This window comes from Flavobacterium flavipallidum (genome assembly GCF_038289905.1).
Lineage (GTDB): Bacteria > Bacteroidota > Bacteroidia > Flavobacteriales > Flavobacteriaceae > Flavobacterium > Flavobacterium flavipallidum.
Genome location: NZ_JBBYHU010000030.1, coordinates 37,931 through 54,641 on the forward strand (window position 1 = coordinate 37,931; position 16,711 = coordinate 54,641).

Sequence of the window (16,711 nt, forward strand, 5' to 3'; positions counted from 1 at the left end):
AAGATTTCCTTGAGTTTTCAAAAATGTTTAACCGCAAAGATTAAATGAAAGATTTTTTATTGTCTTTTAAAACGCAAAGAACACAAAGTTTAAGGTACTTTGCGCAAACTTTGTGTTCTTAGCGGTTAAAAAAAGCTTCAGGATGCTTACTAAAATTCGTCCGTTTCTAAAGCGCGATTCATGAATTCATTCAGAGGTTTTAACAGTATTAATTTCTGACTCATTTTAGAAACAAAGTCTTTTTGTAATACTTCTGAAAAATCTATTTTTTGAATGGTTTCAAAACTTTTTAATTTTAAAAATTCAATCGCTGGATGGTCTTTTTCGTAACCTCTTGGCGGAGTTTTTAGTACGCTTTTTTCATTACGGCTAAAATCGCCAAATTCTCTTTTAAAATTAGGCTCATTCAAAATCGCTTCCAAATCTTCGTAGAAAAAGGCAATTTCTTTGCGTATTTTTTTTAGTTGATCCGGATCTGGTGAATAAAATCCTCCCGCTATAAAACTGGCTCCACGCTCGATATGAATGTAATATCCTGCACGATTTGCATCTTTTAAACCTGAAGAAAGCCAAATACCCATGTGTGATTTATAAGGTGATTTATCTTTAGAAAATCGAATGTCTCTGTTGATTCTAAAAGTACAATTTTTAATTTCAAGCATTTCTAATGCTGGATCCATCGGTTTCATGGCATCAAGAAAATCACTTACTAATTGATGGTAGTCTTTCTTATAAGCTTCGTATCTTTTTTTATTGTCTTGAAACCAGTCGCGATTATTGTTGATTTTTAAATCGTCAAGGAATTGTATCGAGTCTTTTGAAAGCATGGTGTGATTAATTTAATTGTTTGCTTAAATCGGTTTCACTAATATAACCTGAATGGCTCCATTTAAGTTCTTTGGATTCGTATAGCAAAAGAGTTGGTAGCGTACTTATTTTTAAATTTTTAAGTAAAGTTTTGTGTTCATCTGCATCTAAGCGAATGATGGTTACTTTATCTTTTAAATTATTTTGCATCTTTAGTAGGTAAGGAGTCATTAATTTGCAAGGAGCACACCATTCAGCATAAAAATCAATTAGTACCTTTTTATCTGAATTCAACAGTACTTCATATTCTTGATTTGACATACCAATGATTTTATCATTAGGTTTTGTAAGTCCGGCGGCATCCCATTTTAAAAATCCACCTTCAAGTTCATAAATATTTTTAAAGCCTAATTCGGCTAGTTTTTCTGTTGCTTTCTTGCTTCTTCCTCCACTTTTGCAATACACAAATACAGCTTTGTTCTTATCTAATTTTTCAACATTTTTAGCAAAATCACTAGCAAACCAGTTTTCATTTACAGCGTTTTCAATATGTTCTAAGTTAAATTCTTCAGGTGTGCGTACATCTAAAATTTGAGGGTTTTTTGTAGTGTTTATTTTTTCAGCAAAAGCTAAAGCGTCAATGGTTTTTATGTTTTTTGAAGTTTGTGCATTGCAGGAAATAACTAATGTCAGTAGAAAAAATACAACAAGGGATTTAAGTTTCATGGTGTTTTTAAGTTTAAAACTAAGGTACGAAGTTAGTTTTTTTATTTTTTGCTAAGGAGCTTTTATCGTTAAAATCTTTTGCCACAAATTACATTGGTTAAAAAGGATTTCTTTCTTTTTGAACTTTGCGAAATGCTTTCTTTCCTTTGTGGTTAAACTAAAATCACAAATTAAAAATCTTATACGACTGATGTGTCGATTTGACAATCGTTTCGGTACGTTCCGGATGTGTGTCTGAAATAAAAAGTTGGCCAAAAGTATCTGAATTCACCATTTCGACAATTTTAGCTACGCGGGTTTCGTCCAGTTTGTCAAAAATATCATCAAATAATAAAATAGGTTTTACGCCGCTTTGTTTTTTTAGAAATTCAAATTGAGCTAATTTCAAGGCAATCAAAAATGATTTTTGCTGACCTTGGGAACCAAATTTTTTAATAGGATGATTATCGATTTCAAAAGATAAATCGTCTTTATGAATTCCGGTGCTGGTGTAATGCAAAGCACGGTCTTTATTGATGTTTTCCTGTAAAAGTGTCAATAAATCGTTTTCAAACAAATGGCTTTCATACACTAATTGCACTGATTCCTGAGAGTCCGTTATAGCGTGATGGTGTTTGCTGAAAATTGGGATAAATTCGGCTATAAATTCTTTTCTTTTTTCAAAAATATATTGGGCAAATTCATTTAGTTGCTCATTATATATAGATAAGGTGTCGTTATCAAAAACATGATTTAAGGCAAAATATTTCAACAGAGCATTACGCTGACTCATTACTTTTTGGTATTGAATGAGTTGTTGCAAATAATGGGAATCGAGTTGGGAAATGATGCTGTCAATAAATTTTCGTCGGGTTTCACTGCCTTCGATGATTAAATCCCTATCGGCTGGCGAAATGATTACGAGCGGTATAAAACCAATATGATCGGAGAATTTATCATAAGCCTTACCATTGCGTTTTAGTACTTTTTTTTGTCCTTTTTTTAAGCTGCAAACCAGTTGTTCGGTCCTTTCGTTTTTGATGAATTCGGCATCAATTACAAAAAACTCTTCGCCGTGTTTGATATTTTGAACCGCTAGCGGATTAAAGTAACTTTTGCCATAAGATAAATGATAAATTGCGTCCAGAACATTCGTTTTTCCAATGCCGTTTTTGCCCACAAAACAAATGATTTTGCCTTCAAATTCGAAACTGGCTTCCGAAAAATTTTTATAATTGAATAGAGAAATTTTTTTTAAGTACATTTTAGTAGTCTGCTGCTGTTGCCGAATTTACTGTTTTAGTCAGGGCTTTTGAATGAGGCTGCAAATTATTGAAAAATATCGATATAAATGGCTTTTGAAGTTTTTCTGTTTAAAAAAAGGCAGGCTTGATTTAGATAGAATTCCATAAGTTAAAAATATTTTCGATTTAGATATAAAATATTAGTTTTTATGTGTGAGTTTCAATAAAAATTTTATTTTTGCGGTTCACTAAATTAATTTTAAATGGCTACGTATAATAAAAGAGGATATAAAGCACCAAAAGAAAAGGAAGTAAAAGAGGTAGTAGAAGAAGTGGTAATTGACGAAAAAAACAGTACAACTGCTGAGGTTTTTTCTAAATTAGATGAAACTGCATCTAAAACGGAGGATTGGGTTGCTAAAAACCAAAAAGTTATTATTGGTGTAGTAGGAGCTATTGCTTTATTAACAGTAGGTTATTTAGGATATCAGAAATTTATCGCTGAGCCTAAAGAAGATGAGGCTGCAAGCGAGATGTTTGTAGCGCAACAAAATTTCCAACAAGCTGTTGACGGAGTTGCTAGTGATTCTTTATATAAATTAGCTCTTAATGGTTCAGAAGGAAAGTTTGGATTTGTTAAAATAGCTCAGGAATATTCAGGAACTTCAGCGGGTAATTTGGCTAATTATTATGCAGGACTTGCTTATTTGAATACTGGAAAATACGATGAAGCGATTGAATATTTGGGAAAATTTAACTCAACGGATGTTGTTCTAAGTGCATTGGCAAAAGGAGCAATTGGTGATGCTTATTCTGAGAAAAAACAAGATAAAGAAGCTTTGGATTATTATGTGAAAGCTGCTGAGTCAAATAAAAATGACTTTACAACACCACGCTTTTTGTTAAAAGCTGGAAAAACAGCTTTGGCTTTAGGACAAAAAGAAGATGCTTTGAAGTACTTGACAGATATTAAAGAAAACTACGAAAATACTCCTGAAGCTGCTTCAGTTGATGCATTGATTGGTTTGTCTCAATAATAATAAATTGCATTTAAAGATATTGGTGATTACAAGGGGTGGTACTTGTAATCACCAATTTTTATTTATAAATTGAAAGTTTAAAAAAAATACATTTGATATGGCAACAATAAATAAAAATTTGTCAGATTACGACAAGAATGCACTTCCGAATGCAAAGCATTTTCGTTTTGGAATTGTAGTTTCGGAGTGGAATGAAAACATTACTGAAGGTTTGTATAAAGGTGCAGAAGAAGCGCTTTTAGATAATGAAGTTCCGGCTGAAAATATTATCAGATGGAATGTACCGGGAAGTTTTGAGTTGATATATGGGGCGAAAAAAATGCTACAGACTCAAAAAGTAGATGCTGTAATTACCATAGGTTGCGTAATTCAAGGCCAAACCAAACATTTTGATTTTGTGTGCGAAGGAGTAACTCAAGGAATTAAAGATTTGAATATACAAACGGATATTCCGGTTATTTTTTGTGTGTTGACTGATAATACCATGCAGCAATCAATTGACAGAAGTGGAGGAATTCATGGTAATAAAGGAACTGAAGCAGCTATTGCAGCGATTAAAATGGCTTATATTCGTGAGCAAGCTACTTTAGTACATGATTTTGCAAATAAAAATTTATTGACTTCCGGAGCTGCTCAGTTAGGCGAGGGGACTCCTTTAGAATTGAAAGAGTAAAAACTAAATAATTCAGAATGAAACCTATACTGTTTTTGTAAAATGGTATAGGTTTTTTTGTTTTATTTATGATTTGCAAAAGAAGAAAAGCCAGTCAAAATTTATTAAATTTGCTGGTCTTAGTCATTCTCTGGCTACTAATTATAGAAAACTGAAAACAGAATAAAATGTCGAGTATCATTCAATTACTTCCGGATCATGTTGCTAACCAAATTGCTGCTGGTGAAGTGGTTCAGAGGCCGGCTTCGGTAGTTAAGGAATTACTTGAAAATGCGGTTGATGCTAATGCAACTGACATCAAATTGATTATTAAAGATGCCGGTAAATCACTCGTTCAGGTAATTGATAATGGAAAAGGCATGAATGTGACTGATGCGCGCTTGTGTTTTGCGCGTCATGCAACTTCTAAAATTCGTCATGCCGAAGATTTGTTTAGTTTGCATACCAAGGGGTTTAGAGGAGAGGCTTTGGCTTCTATTGCTGCGATTGCCCATGTGGAAATGAAAACCAAGCAGGATCAGGAGGAGTTGGGAACCCAGATTGTTATTGAAGGAAGTAAGTTTATTTCTCAGGAAGCAGCGGTGTTGCCAAAAGGGACTTCGTTTGCTGTCAAAAATTTGTTTTTTAATATTCCTGCCCGACGCAATTTCTTAAAGTCGGATACCGTGGAATACCGTCATATTATTGATGAATTTCAACGGGTGGCTTTGGCTCACCCAAATATTCATTTTACATTTTACCATAATGGAAGTGAAATGTATAATTTACCTATTTCGACACTAAGACAACGTGTGGTTAATGTTTTTTCAGGAAAAACTAATGAAAAATTAGTTCCGGTTCAGGAAGATACTGAAATAGTAACAATTCAGGGGTTTGTTTGCAAACCTGAGTTTGCCAAAAAAAACAGAGGCGAGCAGTTTTTCTTTGTCAATGACCGATTTATAAAAAGTGGTTATTTGCATCATGCGGTTATGGCTGCTTATGACGGAATTTTGAAAGACGGTACACAGCCGAGTTACTTTTTGTATTTAACGGTTCCAGCCAACGCTATTGATATTAATATTCATCCTACGAAAACAGAAATCAAGTTTGATGATGAGAGTGCTTTGTATGCCATTTTAAGGGCTTCTATTAAGCATAGTTTGGGACAGTTTAATGTGGCGCCAGTTTTAGACTTCGAAAGAGATGCTAATTTAGACACGCCTTATCATTATAAAGATTTAGAAGGAATAACGCCAACCATTCAGGTGGATAGTACTTTTAATCCGTTTTCTGATGATAAAGTCAATAAACATTATGCTGGTTCAGCAGCTACAAGTTCAGGTTCTTCTTCTGGTTTTTCATCAGGTTATAAAAAAACTGCTGCTACTTCTGGTTGGGAAAGTTTATACGTAGGTTTGAAACAAGAAGCTGATTTTCCAGATGAACCTGCTGAAATATCGTTTGAAAGTGAAGAAGTGACCGCTTCTTTATTTAATGATGAAGAAGTAGAGCATGCCGTTCAAAATGTGTATCAAATTCACAAAAAATATATTGTTTCGCCTATCAAGTCTGGAATGGTAATTGTTGATCAACAGCGTGCGCACCAGCGCGTTTTGTATGAACAATTTTTGACTAATATGACCGTGCATCAGGCATCGAGTCAGCAGTTATTATTTCCGTTGAATTTGTATTTTTCAACTAGCGAAATGCAGTTGATTGCCGAATTAAAGCTTTCGTTGATAAATACGGGTTTTGTTTTCGAAGATACAAATGATGATCATGTAGTGATTTCCGGAATTCCGGTTAATGTTACTGAAAGTGAAGTTTCGATTCTTTTAGAGCAGTTATTGAGCGATTTACAAGATGGAATTCCGGAGAATAGTTTTAGTCAAAATGATACTATTGCCAAGTCGATGGCTAAGAGTTTAGCTGTAAAAACAGGTACAAGTTTAACAATAAAAGAACAGGAGAATTTGGTGAACGGACTTTTTGCTTGTAAAGATCCTAATGTTTCCCCGTTCCAAAAACCAACTTTCATCACCATGCGTGTGGAAGATATAGATAAAAAATTTGCAATATGATGAATGTAACTCCGGTTGTAAAACAACTGTTAATAATTAATATTATCTTTTTTGTTGGTTCCCAATTGGTGCCGGTTTCTTATGAGTTTTTATCTCTTTTCTATCCCGAAAGTGAAAGGTTTGCATTTTGGCAGTTATTTTCCCATATGTTCATGCATGCACCTTGGCCAAATTTTGCACATATTCTATTTAATATGTTTGCATTATACAGTTTTGGGTCTGCTTTAGAGCATTTTTGGGGTGGTAAAAAATTCCTGTTTTTTTATATTTCATGCGGATTAGGTGCTGCTTTGCTTCACACAGGAGTGAACTATCTTCAATTGCAATCTGTTTTAGATAGTGTTTCGGGTTTGAACTTATCAAAAGAAGATCTTCACTTGATTTTAAATGCTGATTTTTCAAGCTTATTTGATGCAAGTGGTAGAATGAAAGATGGCGAAATTGCTATAATTTTAAATAATGCTCACTGTACTCAGGAGCAATTTAATTCATTGATGCAAGCTGGGCAAATTGTACAATCAAGAGTTATAGGAGCCTCTGGCGCTATATACGGTTTACTTACTGCTTTTGCTTTCATGTTTCCTAATGCCGAATTAGCTTTGATGTTTATTCCTGTTCCCATAAAAGCGAAGTATTTTGTACCTGGAATTTTATTTGTTGATTTGTTTTTAGGATTCAAAGGAAGTTCATTGTTTGGAAGTGGTGGTACTGGGATAGCTCATTTTGCTCATATTGGCGGTGCAATTGCAGGTTTTTTGATGATGTTATATTGGAAGAAAAATCAGTTTAATAATAATCGTTGGAATTAATTAAAAAGTAAACTAAATGAATATTTTAGACGACTTAAAAATGCAATACAAACTGGGAGGAATAGTCAATAAGCTAATTTATTGGAATATTGCTTGTTTTTTGATTTCATTTGTTTTGCCTGAATTATTTCGATTGTTTAGTGTTGAAGTAAATGTTCTTCAATTTGTGAGTTTGTCTTCAAATCCGGCAGATTTGTTATGGAAGCCATGGTCATTTATCAGTTATTCTTTCTTTCATTCGGATTTTTTTCATATTTTGTTCAATATGCTGGTACTTAATTTTGCCAGTCAGTTGTTCTTAACTTTTTTTACTCAAAAACAGTTTTTAGGTTTGTATCTTTTGAGTGCTGTTTTTGCTGGAGCTGTTTTTGTAGGGAGTTATTTGTTGATGAATATTAGCGCTCCTATGATAGGTGCTTCGGCGGCTATAATGGCTGTTTTGATGGCTGTTACTGTTTACCAGCCTTTAATGCCTGTTAGGTTACTTTTGATTGGTAATGTAAAATTATGGCATATTACAGCTGTTTTACTTATACTGGATTTGATGCAATTGCGTTTAGAGAATATGGGAGGGCATATTTCGCATTTGGCTGGCGCTCTATTTGGTTTTATCTATATTAAAACTTTGCAAAATGGTACTGATTTAAGTTTAATTGTAACTAAAATTATTGATTTTTTTGCCAATGGTTTCAGAAGATCACCATCGACTCCCTTTAAAAAAGTGCATAAGAATTATTCTAAACCGGTTGAAAAACGTACAACATCCAGAATTGTAACAAAAGATAAAACGCAACAACAAATTGATGAGATTTTGGATAAAATCAGTCAGTCGGGTTATGATAGTTTAACAAAAGAGGAAAAGGATTTTTTATTCAAATCGGGTAAATAATGGTTTGAAGTTGAGCTGGCTTTGGACATTAAATAAAATAAAATGAAAAATCTTTCGTGGTTTAACAGAGGGATGTTTGTTTTAAACATTATCCTTATAGTCATTACATTTATCGCTTATGTGCTGCCCTTTTTGGCGCCTAAAACATTTCCGTTATTATCGGTATTGACTTTGTTTATGCCGGCGTTTTTCGTTTTTAATTCTTTCTTTTTTCTGTATTGGGGCATTCAATTAAAAAAAAGAATGATGATGTCTGGTTTAGTACTTTTAATTGGAATAACATTTATCAATAAATTTTATAAATTTTCAAATAAAGAGTATCCTGAAAGTGAAAATGATTTTGTGGTTATGAGCTACAATGTTAGGCTTTTCAATTTGTTTAAATGGCAAAATAGAGACGATATTCCGGAAACTATTTTAGAATTTATCAATGATAAGAACCCTGATATTTTGTGTATTCAGGAATATTCTAATTCAGCAGATGTTGATTTGAAAGTGTATCCACATCGGGCTATTTTCATGGAAGGAAATCAAATTAAAACCGGGCAGGCTATTTTTTCCAAATTTCCAATTATAGAAGAAGGTAAGATCTCTTTTCCCAATTCAAATAATAATGTAGTTTATGCCGATATAAAGAAAGGTAAAGATATTATAAGGGTTTATGATATGCAGTTGCAATCGATTAAGATTTCTCCGGATGTTAATGAAATTTCCGAAAATATTGATGTAATTAATAAACAAAAGTCGCAGCTGTTGTTTTTTAGAATAAGTAAGGCTTTCAAGCAACAGCAACAACAGGCCGAGATTTTAAGGGATAATTTGAAAGAGTGTCATTATCCCGTTATCATTTGTGGAGACATGAATAATAGTGCCTTTTCATATGTGTATCGCGTAATAAAAGGTAGTAGTAAAGACGCGTTTGAAGAGGCTGGTAAAGGTTTTGGTCAAACGTATCGTTTTAAATATTATCCTGCCCGTATAGACTACATTTTTGCCGACAGAGAAATGAAGGTAAAAAAGTTTGAAACTTTTCCTGAATTTGATAATTCGGATCATTACCCAATCATGGCAAAGCTTTCGCTGGAATAGTTTTAGCCACGAATTCACTGATTTTTTTATGTTTTTTTAACTCTGCGAAAAGACCTTTGCAATCTTTACGGTTAAACTTTTACCATGAATTATTTGATAACTAAACTTTGTGCTTTTAAGTAATCTACTGTGAATTTGCCTTCGTTAAAAAGTAAATCAAGAATGCTTAAGTTGTTGATGAAACCAAATTTATCATCAAAAACCTGAGGATAGGATTCAAAAACAGAAGGGTCTTTTTTACCATTAATTAAAAAGCGGTAATCTTTAATCGTGTTTGAATCTACTTCGTGAAAGTATTCTTCGGTAGTGGTGAATTCAAATTTTGTACGCATGCATTTAGAAATAATTTCCAAGGCTTCAAAATTTAAATCCATTAAAAAAGTATGTTTCTTTTCGAAAAAAGGAACAAAATCATCTTCGAAATATTCGAAAAAAGGAGAGCTTCTATAAGCTGCTTCTAAGGATTTGAAATGTTGTTTTTGCCAGTCAAAATCGTTTTCAATCTGTATGTCTTTCGTTTTTTGATGACTTGTTTTAGAATGTTTTATTGGGATATTCAATAACTGAACGCCATTTGGACTATAAATATAAGTACGATTTCTGTTGGTTTGTTTCTGAAAATTATCTTCCATTTCAAATACGATGCTTTCAGCTTGTATCATGGCCACAAAATGACTAATTGAGGGGAAATAGGATGGATGTAATAATGTTTTCATTTGTACCAATGTGAAATAGTTAAATCTATCTTTTTTGAATTGATTTATATTTTTTTGCCACAGATTAAAAAGATTAAGAACAGATTAATCTGTGTAAATCCTAGTAATCTGTGGCAAAAATAAAAGCTTTAATTTTTATTATACTAGATATTTGTTTTAGCTTTTCTTTTTTTCCAGAAATATTCTCCAACAAAGAATGCAGCCAAAAGAATCAAAAATATTTTGAAATGTGATTGAGGTTGCCCCTCACCGCTAACAGTAGTAAAAACTCTGTCCCAACGCACTTTGTTTAATCCTTTTCCATTAGGGTCTAAACTCATCCAGATGAAAACTGGTTTACCTACAATATGGTCTTCCGGTACATATCCCCAGTAACGACTATCTTCAGAGTTATGACGATTGTCACCCATCATCCAGTAGTAATTTTGTTTAAAAGTATAGCTGTTGACTACTTTTCCGTTTAATCTGATTTCGTTTCCGTTTACTTTTAAGTCGTTTTTGTTGCCGTTTTCGTCTTTTTCGTAAGCGGTAATAATTCTTTCGTATAATGGAAGACTTTCGGTAGTAAGTGCTACAGTTTTTCCTTTTTCAGGAATGTAGATTGGACCAAAATTGTCGCGATTCCATTTAGCATTGGCAAAAATACCGTTTTCAGGACCTTTGGTTATCTCTCTTTTTACCGAAGTTATTCCAGGGGTATTTTTTAATCTTTCAGCAGAAGCAGCTGTAAGTGCTTTGAAGTACAGCGTGTCTTTTGATTCTGTTTTGTAACCTACAGGATCAGTAATATCCAATTCTTTTAATAACTGTTCGAAGTCAATTGGTGTTTTTCCATCCAATGCAACTGCATATGAATATTGCGGTTTAGCACGTTCTGGAAGATCTAAGACTTTTCCATTAATATAAATAATTCCGTCCTTAATTGCTAAGCTGTCTCCAGCAATACCTACGCAACGTTTTACATAGTTTGATTCTTTGTCAATTGGTTTTATAACACCAGGTCTTCCTTTAGGTTCAAAAAAGTAGTGAACTGTATCTACAGGCCAGTTAAAAACGACAATGTCAGTGCGTTTTATTTTGTCTTCAATACCTGGTATTCTTAAATAAGGAAGTTGTGGCCAACTTAAATATGATTTTCTTTTGACCATAGGAATTGAATCATGAACCATTGGTAAGGCTACAGTAGTCATAGGTACTCTAGCGCCATAATTTACTTTGCTTACAAAAAGGAAGTCACCAATAAGTAATGATTTTTCTAAAGAAGAAGTAGGGATTGTATAAGGTTGTACAAAATAAGTGTGTACAAAGGTTGCTACGATGATTGCAAATAATAGTGAACTTATCGTATCAGCGGTTTTATTTTTAGGATGTAAACTTCTTTCCGCATTATACTCTAATTTTTGAGTATAATTGATATAGTAGAGGTATAATCCGCAAGTTATGATTCCTAAAAAAGTATCTAATTGACTGCGTTTACCAAAAGTTCTTAAGGTTTCCACCCAAATAACTGGAAACATAATCAAATTGATAATTGGGATAAAAAGCAATAAGGTCCACCAAGTAGGGCGACTAATGATTTTCATCAGCACAATGGCATTATATACCGGTATTGCGGCTTCCCATTTTTTTCTTCCAGCTGCTTCGTATAGTTTCCAAGTTCCTAAAAAATGAACAACTTGAATAATAAGAAAGAATACAAACCATTGATATAGTGTCATAGTTCTTTTGGATTTAAGTTAATTTTAATTTGTACTTATTGAATATTAAGAACGTCTCTCATACTGTAAATACCTTGTTTTCCTGCTAACCATTCAGCAGCAATTACGGCACCAAGAGCAAATCCTTCACGGTTATGAGCGGTATGTTTGATTTCGATGCTGTCAATACCTGAATCATAAGTCACAGTATGTGTTCCTGGTACTTCTCCGGTACGAACGGCTTCAATGTGAATTTCCTTTTCTTTTGCTTCTTCAAGAGTCCATTTAGCATATTCGCTATTTTCAATTACTCCTTGTGCTAATGAAATAGCAGTTCCACTAGGAGCATCCAGTTTGTGGATATGGTGAATTTCTTCCATTGTTACTTTGTAACCTTCTATTTTAGCCATCATTTTAGCTAAATATTCGTTTAGGCCAAAAAATAAGTTCACACCTAAACTAAAGTTAGAACTCGAAATGAAACCACCGTTTTTTTCTTTGCAAAGAGTAATCATTTCGTCATAACGATCCAGCCATCCTGTAGTTCCTGAAACTACTGGAACATTATTGTTAAAACAAGCCGAAATATTTTCAACAGCAGCCATAGGAACGCTAAAATCGATAGCTACATCAGCAGTTGAAAGAGTGTCAAAAGTGTTGAATTCATCTTTTTTCAAAACAATTTCATGACCTCTTTCTAAAGCAATTCTTTCGATTACTTGTCCCATTTTTCCGTATCCTAAAAGCGCAATTTTCATTTGTGTTCTATTTTTTAAAATTAAAAGGGATTGAATATAATCAATCCTTTTGTTTTTGGTTAAAAGTTAAAATTCAGGCTAAGCCCTACATTTGTTTTTAAATTAAGATCGTTTTGATATAATGTTGGTTTTACTGATAGACGATCATCAACATTAAATTGCATTAAAGCGGCATCAACATTGGCATCAATAATGTTTAAAACATAAAAACCTATGACGAAAAGCGAAGATAAATCACGATTACGTTGGTAAAATTTTTGACCTGCTATTAATCGGCTGTCATCTAAATATGAAAAATTGTCATCTGTATATCCTTCCAATCTTCTTTTGTACGCATCTCTAAACTGATGGTATTTTTTATTGCTGTCTATGTAGAAATAAAGACTGGTTCCAATGGCTCCGTAAACCAAAGGAATTTTCCAGTATTTCTTATTGTAAGCCTGACCCAATCCGGGTAAAACAGCCGAGTAAAATGCCGCTTTAGCAGGTGTTAAAGGATCAATATCAATAGACTTTAAAGTGTCTTTAGTAACTTCGGCCTGAGACGTTTTTTGTGCCAAAACTTTATAGTTACTTAAGATGCTAAGAAATAGTGCTATGGAAATAATTTTATTCACTATCCTTTGATTAATTCTATGATTCTATTAAAATCCTCCTGAGACTGGAAAGGAATCGTAATTTTACCTTTTCCATTATTGGCAACTTTAATGTCTACAAGATTTCCAAAATAAGAATTAAAAATTCTTTTTTGGTTATCGTCAATATCAAAAGAAGCAGCTTTTGGCTTGGTAGCTGGTTTTGGTTTTAAACTTTCATGGTAGTTTTTTACCAAAGTCTCTGTATCACGAACCGAAAGATTTTGACTTACAATTTTTTGATAAATATCGGTTTGTGCGTCTAAATCTTCAATGTTTATGATAGCTCTACCATGTCCCATACTGATGAAACCATCGCGAATACCAGTTTGAATAATCGGATCCAGTTTTAAAAGACGTAAATAATTGGCAATGGTAGAACGTTTTTTACCAACTCGGTCACTCATTTGTTCCTGTGTCAATTGGATTTCGTCCATTAAGCGTTGGTACGAAAGCGCAATTTCGATAGGGTCTAAGTCATGACGTTGAATGTTTTCAACCAATGCCATAACCAATGACTCATTGTCATTAGCAATTCTGATATATGCCGGTACGGTAGCAAGTCCCACTAATTTAGAAGCACGCAAACGACGTTCCCCTGAAATTAATTGGTATTTGTTAAAATCTAATTTTCTAACAGTAATCGGTTGGATTACACCTAATTCCTTGATAGAAGTAGCTAGTTCTTTTAAAGATTCTTCGTTAAAATTACTTCTAGGCTGAAAAGGATTTATTTCAATAGCTTCAATTTCAAGCTCAATAATGTTTCCAACAACCTTGTCAGCATTTTTGTCCTCAACAGATTTAATATCGTTTTCCGGATCTTTTAATAATGCTGATAAACCTCTACCTAAAGCCTGTTTTTTTATCGCTTTTGTCATAAAAAATTATTGGATGTCGTTTTTCTTTATAATTTCCTGAGCAAGGTGTAAATAATTAGTTGCCCCTTTGCTGGTAGCATCATAGTTAATGATACTTTCACCAAAACTTGGTGCTTCACTCAGTTTTACATTTCGTTGAATAATAGTTTCAAAAACCATATCGTTAAAATGCTTTTGTACCTCTTCAACAACCTGATTAGATAAACGCAATCTCGAATCATACATGGTTAACAATAGACCTTCAATGTCTAATTCCGGATTATGGATTTTTTGAATACTTTTAATCGTATTTAATAATTTTCCAAGTCCTTCCAAAGCAAAATATTCACACTGAATAGGTATAACCACAGAATCGGCAGCTGTTAAAGCATTTAATGTTAACAGTCCAAGAGAAGGTGCACAGTCGATGATGATATAGTCATATTCGTCTTTTACACTTTCCAATGCTTTTTTAAGCATGTACTCTCTGTTTTCCTTGTCTACCAATTCGATTTCGATAGCTACAAGGTCTATATGAGCCGGAATTACATCTACATTTGGAGCCGAACATTGTACTACAGCTTCTTTTGGAGTATTGCTGTGTTCTAGAATTTGGTAGGTACCAATTTCTACACTTTCCACATCAATACCTAATCCGGAGCTGGCGTTAGCCTGAGGATCAGCATCAATTAGTAATACTTTCTTTTCTAAAACACCTAGGGAAGCTGCAAGATTTACTGATGATGTAGTCTTTCCAACGCCTCCTTTTTGATTAGCAATCGCAATGATTTTGCCCATTTATCTTCTATAATTTTGAACGGTAAAAATACAATTTATTATTGTTTCTGAAAATCTATTTTGTTAACATTTGTTAAAGCTTGATTTGTTGTATTTTGAGTCTTTTATTGTGGTTTTCTATGAAAAATGATAAATTTTATTTTATTTTTGATAATTGTTTGTACAAGTAAAAAAGAGTTGTATATTTGCAGCCGCTTTCGGGGTGTAGCGTAGCCCGGTTATCGCGCCTGCTTTGGGAGCAGGAGGCCGCAGGTTCGAATCCTGCCACCCCGACAGAAAACCTTCTTGGACTTCAAGGAGGTTTTTTTTATTTCCAAGAATTATGTTTATATTTTATATTCAAAATCAATTGACAAACATTATGTTGGTTATTCTTCTATGTCATTAGAAGAAAGATTGCGTCGTCATTTGACTTCTCATAAAGGATTTACGGGTAGGACTAAAGATTGGGAAATCGTTTATTTTGAACCCTATGATGATAAAGGAAAAGCTATTTTGAGAGAACAGGAAATTAAAAAGTGGAAAAGTAAAACGAAGATTTTAGAATTAATTTCAAAATAATGGCAAGTTATCACTTCCTGATTGGAAATCGGGAAGGCCGCAGGTTCGAATTTCCGTTTTCGGAATAAACTCTGCCACCCCAATAAACCTTCTTGAATTTTAAGGAGGTTTTTTTGTTTTTGTCTATTCCGTTGGCTTTAAATTATTAATGGTTTATTTATCTATTATAAGATAATAAAAACTAATTAGAAAACTTGAGTAATCAAATAATAAAAAACTATTTTTGTGCAGTTCAAAATTTAAACTTAAATTAAAATGTCTGATACAATTGAAAAAATAAAATGTCTTATTATAGGTTCTGGTCCTGCAGGTTATACGGCCGCTATTTATGCTGCCAGAGCTAATATGAATCCGGTATTATACCAAGGAATGCAACCAGGAGGACAATTGACTACTACTAATGAGGTTGAAAATTTTCCCGGATATGTTGATGGTGTTACCGGTCCTGAAATGATGATTCAGTTGCAACAACAAGCACAACGTTTTGGAGCAGATATACGTGATGGGTGGGCTACTAAAGTTGATTTTTCCGGAGATATTCATAAAGTGTGGATTAATGATGCTATTGAATTACATTGTGAAACTGTAATCATTTCTACAGGTGCGTCTGCTAAATATTTAGGATTGCCATCTGAACAACATTACTTGCAAATGGGTGGAGGAGTTTCAGCTTGCGCTGTTTGTGATGGATTCTTTTATAGAAATCAAGAAGTTGTGATAGTAGGAGCAGGGGATTCAGCTTGTGAGGAGGCTCATTATTTATCTAAACTTTGTAAAAAAGTGACCATGTTAGTAAGAAGTGAGAAATTTAGAGCTTCTAAAATCATGGAAGAACGTGTACGCAAAACCGAGAATATTGAGATTTTGATGAATCACGATACTGTTGAAGTTATTGGTGACGGAAATGTTGTTGAGGCGATTAAAGTTAAAAACAAAACGACCGATGAAGTTTATGATATTCCGGCTACTGGTTTCTTCGTAGCAATCGGACATAAACCAAATACGGATATTTTTAAAGATTATATCAACTTAGACGAAACAGGATATATTATCAATACGCCAGGTACTTCTAAGACAAATGTTGCCGGAGTTTTTGTTGCTGGTGATGCCGCTGATCATGTGTACCGTCAAGCTATTACAGCTGCTGGAACAGGTTGTATGGCTGCTTTAGATGCCGAAAGATATTTAGCTGCAAAAGAAGCTTAATAATTAATCTTACTTATAAACAAAAGAGGCTGTTTCAAATGCACTGCCCCCAAAAAGTTAGACACTATTTGGGGGTATTTTTATGGAAAGAAAAGTCAAGTATGGTTATGATTTTAAACTTCGATGTGTAAATGAAGTTTTAAAAAAGCATCAAGCAATAA

General features: G+C 33.5%; 17 protein-coding genes and 1 tRNA gene. 9 read left to right on the forward strand and 9 right to left on the reverse strand.

The window, feature by feature from the left end; all coding sequences use genetic code 11:
• Positions 1-149: 149 nt before the first annotated feature.
• The 3 genes from AAEO59_RS13135 to recF form a co-directional block, all read right to left on the reverse strand.
• Positions 150-827, reverse strand: a complete 678-nt coding sequence (locus AAEO59_RS13135; protein WP_341701209.1) for a DUF2461 domain-containing protein — start codon at positions 825-827, stop codon at positions 150-152.
• Positions 828-834: 7 nt separating this feature from the next.
• On the reverse strand, positions 835-1,533 hold the full coding sequence (locus AAEO59_RS13140) for a thioredoxin domain-containing protein (RefSeq protein ID WP_341701210.1): 699 nt from the start codon (positions 1,531-1,533) through the stop codon (positions 835-837).
• 163 nt (positions 1,534-1,696) lie between these two features.
• Positions 1,697-2,776 carry a DNA replication/repair protein RecF gene (gene recF / locus AAEO59_RS13145; protein WP_341701211.1) on the reverse strand — a complete coding sequence of 360 codons (1,080 nt, stop codon included), beginning with the start codon at positions 2,774-2,776 and terminating at the stop codon, positions 1,697-1,699.
• Positions 2,777-3,019: 243 nt separating this feature from the next.
• On the opposite strand from recF, the gene AAEO59_RS13150 reads away from it, so the two are divergent.
• From AAEO59_RS13150 to AAEO59_RS13175, 6 genes are all read left to right on the forward strand, one after another.
• The gene (locus AAEO59_RS13150; RefSeq protein ID WP_341701212.1) at positions 3,020-3,793 is read left to right on the forward strand and encodes a tetratricopeptide repeat protein; all 774 of its coding nucleotides are present in this window, start codon (positions 3,020-3,022) and stop codon (positions 3,791-3,793) included.
• A 100-nt stretch (positions 3,794-3,893) separates the two neighbouring features.
• Entirely contained in the window at positions 3,894-4,469 is a 576-nt protein-coding gene (gene ribH, locus AAEO59_RS13155; protein WP_341701213.1) for a 6,7-dimethyl-8-ribityllumazine synthase, read from the forward strand.
• A 167-nt stretch (positions 4,470-4,636) separates the two neighbouring features.
• The gene (gene mutL, locus AAEO59_RS13160; protein WP_341701214.1) at positions 4,637-6,532 is read left to right on the forward strand and encodes a DNA mismatch repair endonuclease MutL; all 1,896 of its coding nucleotides are present in this window, start codon (positions 4,637-4,639) and stop codon (positions 6,530-6,532) included.
• Positions 6,529-7,341, forward strand: a complete 813-nt coding sequence (locus AAEO59_RS13165; RefSeq protein WP_341701215.1) for a rhomboid family intramembrane serine protease — start codon at positions 6,529-6,531, stop codon at positions 7,339-7,341. The genes mutL and AAEO59_RS13165 overlap by 4 nt, the downstream gene beginning before the upstream one ends.
• 16 nt (positions 7,342-7,357) lie before the next feature.
• A complete protein-coding gene (locus AAEO59_RS13170) occupies positions 7,358-8,230 on the forward strand; it encodes a rhomboid family intramembrane serine protease (protein WP_341701216.1) in 873 nt (290 codons plus the stop codon).
• A 42-nt stretch (positions 8,231-8,272) separates the two neighbouring features.
• The gene (locus tag AAEO59_RS13175; RefSeq protein ID WP_341701217.1) at positions 8,273-9,319 is read left to right on the forward strand and encodes an endonuclease/exonuclease/phosphatase family protein; all 1,047 of its coding nucleotides are present in this window, start codon (positions 8,273-8,275) and stop codon (positions 9,317-9,319) included.
• A gap of 89 nt (positions 9,320-9,408) precedes the next feature.
• Here the strand turns inward: AAEO59_RS13175 and AAEO59_RS13180 are convergent, their stop codons facing one another.
• From AAEO59_RS13180 to AAEO59_RS13205, 6 genes are all read right to left on the reverse strand, one after another.
• Positions 9,409-10,035 (reverse strand): WbqC family protein, encoded by a 627-nt coding sequence (locus tag AAEO59_RS13180; RefSeq protein WP_341701218.1) that lies wholly within the window; start codon positions 10,033-10,035, stop codon positions 9,409-9,411.
• Positions 10,036-10,178: 143 nt separating this feature from the next.
• A complete protein-coding gene (gene lepB / locus AAEO59_RS13185; RefSeq protein ID WP_341701219.1) occupies positions 10,179-11,753 on the reverse strand; it encodes a signal peptidase I in 1,575 nt (524 codons plus the stop codon).
• 35 nt (positions 11,754-11,788) lie between these two features.
• Positions 11,789-12,490 carry a 4-hydroxy-tetrahydrodipicolinate reductase gene (dapB, locus tag AAEO59_RS13190; protein WP_341701220.1) on the reverse strand — a complete coding sequence of 234 codons (702 nt, stop codon included), beginning with the start codon at positions 12,488-12,490 and terminating at the stop codon, positions 11,789-11,791.
• 59 nt (positions 12,491-12,549) lie between these two features.
• On the reverse strand, positions 12,550-13,110 hold the full coding sequence (locus AAEO59_RS13195; protein WP_407934934.1) for a DUF5683 domain-containing protein: 561 nt from the start codon (positions 13,108-13,110) through the stop codon (positions 12,550-12,552).
• Positions 13,107-14,006 carry a ParB/RepB/Spo0J family partition protein gene (locus AAEO59_RS13200; protein WP_341701221.1) on the reverse strand — a complete coding sequence of 300 codons (900 nt, stop codon included), beginning with the start codon at positions 14,004-14,006 and terminating at the stop codon, positions 13,107-13,109. Before AAEO59_RS13200 ends, AAEO59_RS13195 begins: the two co-directional genes overlap by 4 nt.
• A 6-nt stretch (positions 14,007-14,012) precedes the next feature.
• Positions 14,013-14,783, reverse strand: a complete 771-nt coding sequence (locus AAEO59_RS13205) for a ParA family protein (protein WP_341701222.1) — start codon at positions 14,781-14,783, stop codon at positions 14,013-14,015.
• Positions 14,784-14,981: 198 nt separating this feature from the next.
• On the opposite strand from AAEO59_RS13205, the gene AAEO59_RS13210 reads away from it, so the two are divergent.
• The 3 genes from AAEO59_RS13210 (at position 14,982) to trxB (ending at position 16,550) form a co-directional block, all read left to right on the forward strand.
• A tRNA-Pro gene (locus AAEO59_RS13210) sits at positions 14,982-15,056 on the forward strand.
• Positions 15,057-15,068: 12 nt separating this feature from the next.
• The gene (locus AAEO59_RS13215; RefSeq protein ID WP_341701223.1) at positions 15,069-15,344 is read left to right on the forward strand and encodes a GIY-YIG nuclease family protein; all 276 of its coding nucleotides are present in this window, start codon (positions 15,069-15,071) and stop codon (positions 15,342-15,344) included.
• Positions 15,345-15,599: 255 nt separating this feature from the next.
• A complete protein-coding gene (gene trxB / locus AAEO59_RS13220) occupies positions 15,600-16,550 on the forward strand; it encodes a thioredoxin-disulfide reductase (RefSeq protein WP_341701224.1) in 951 nt (316 codons plus the stop codon).
• Positions 16,551-16,711 lie beyond the last annotated feature (161 nt).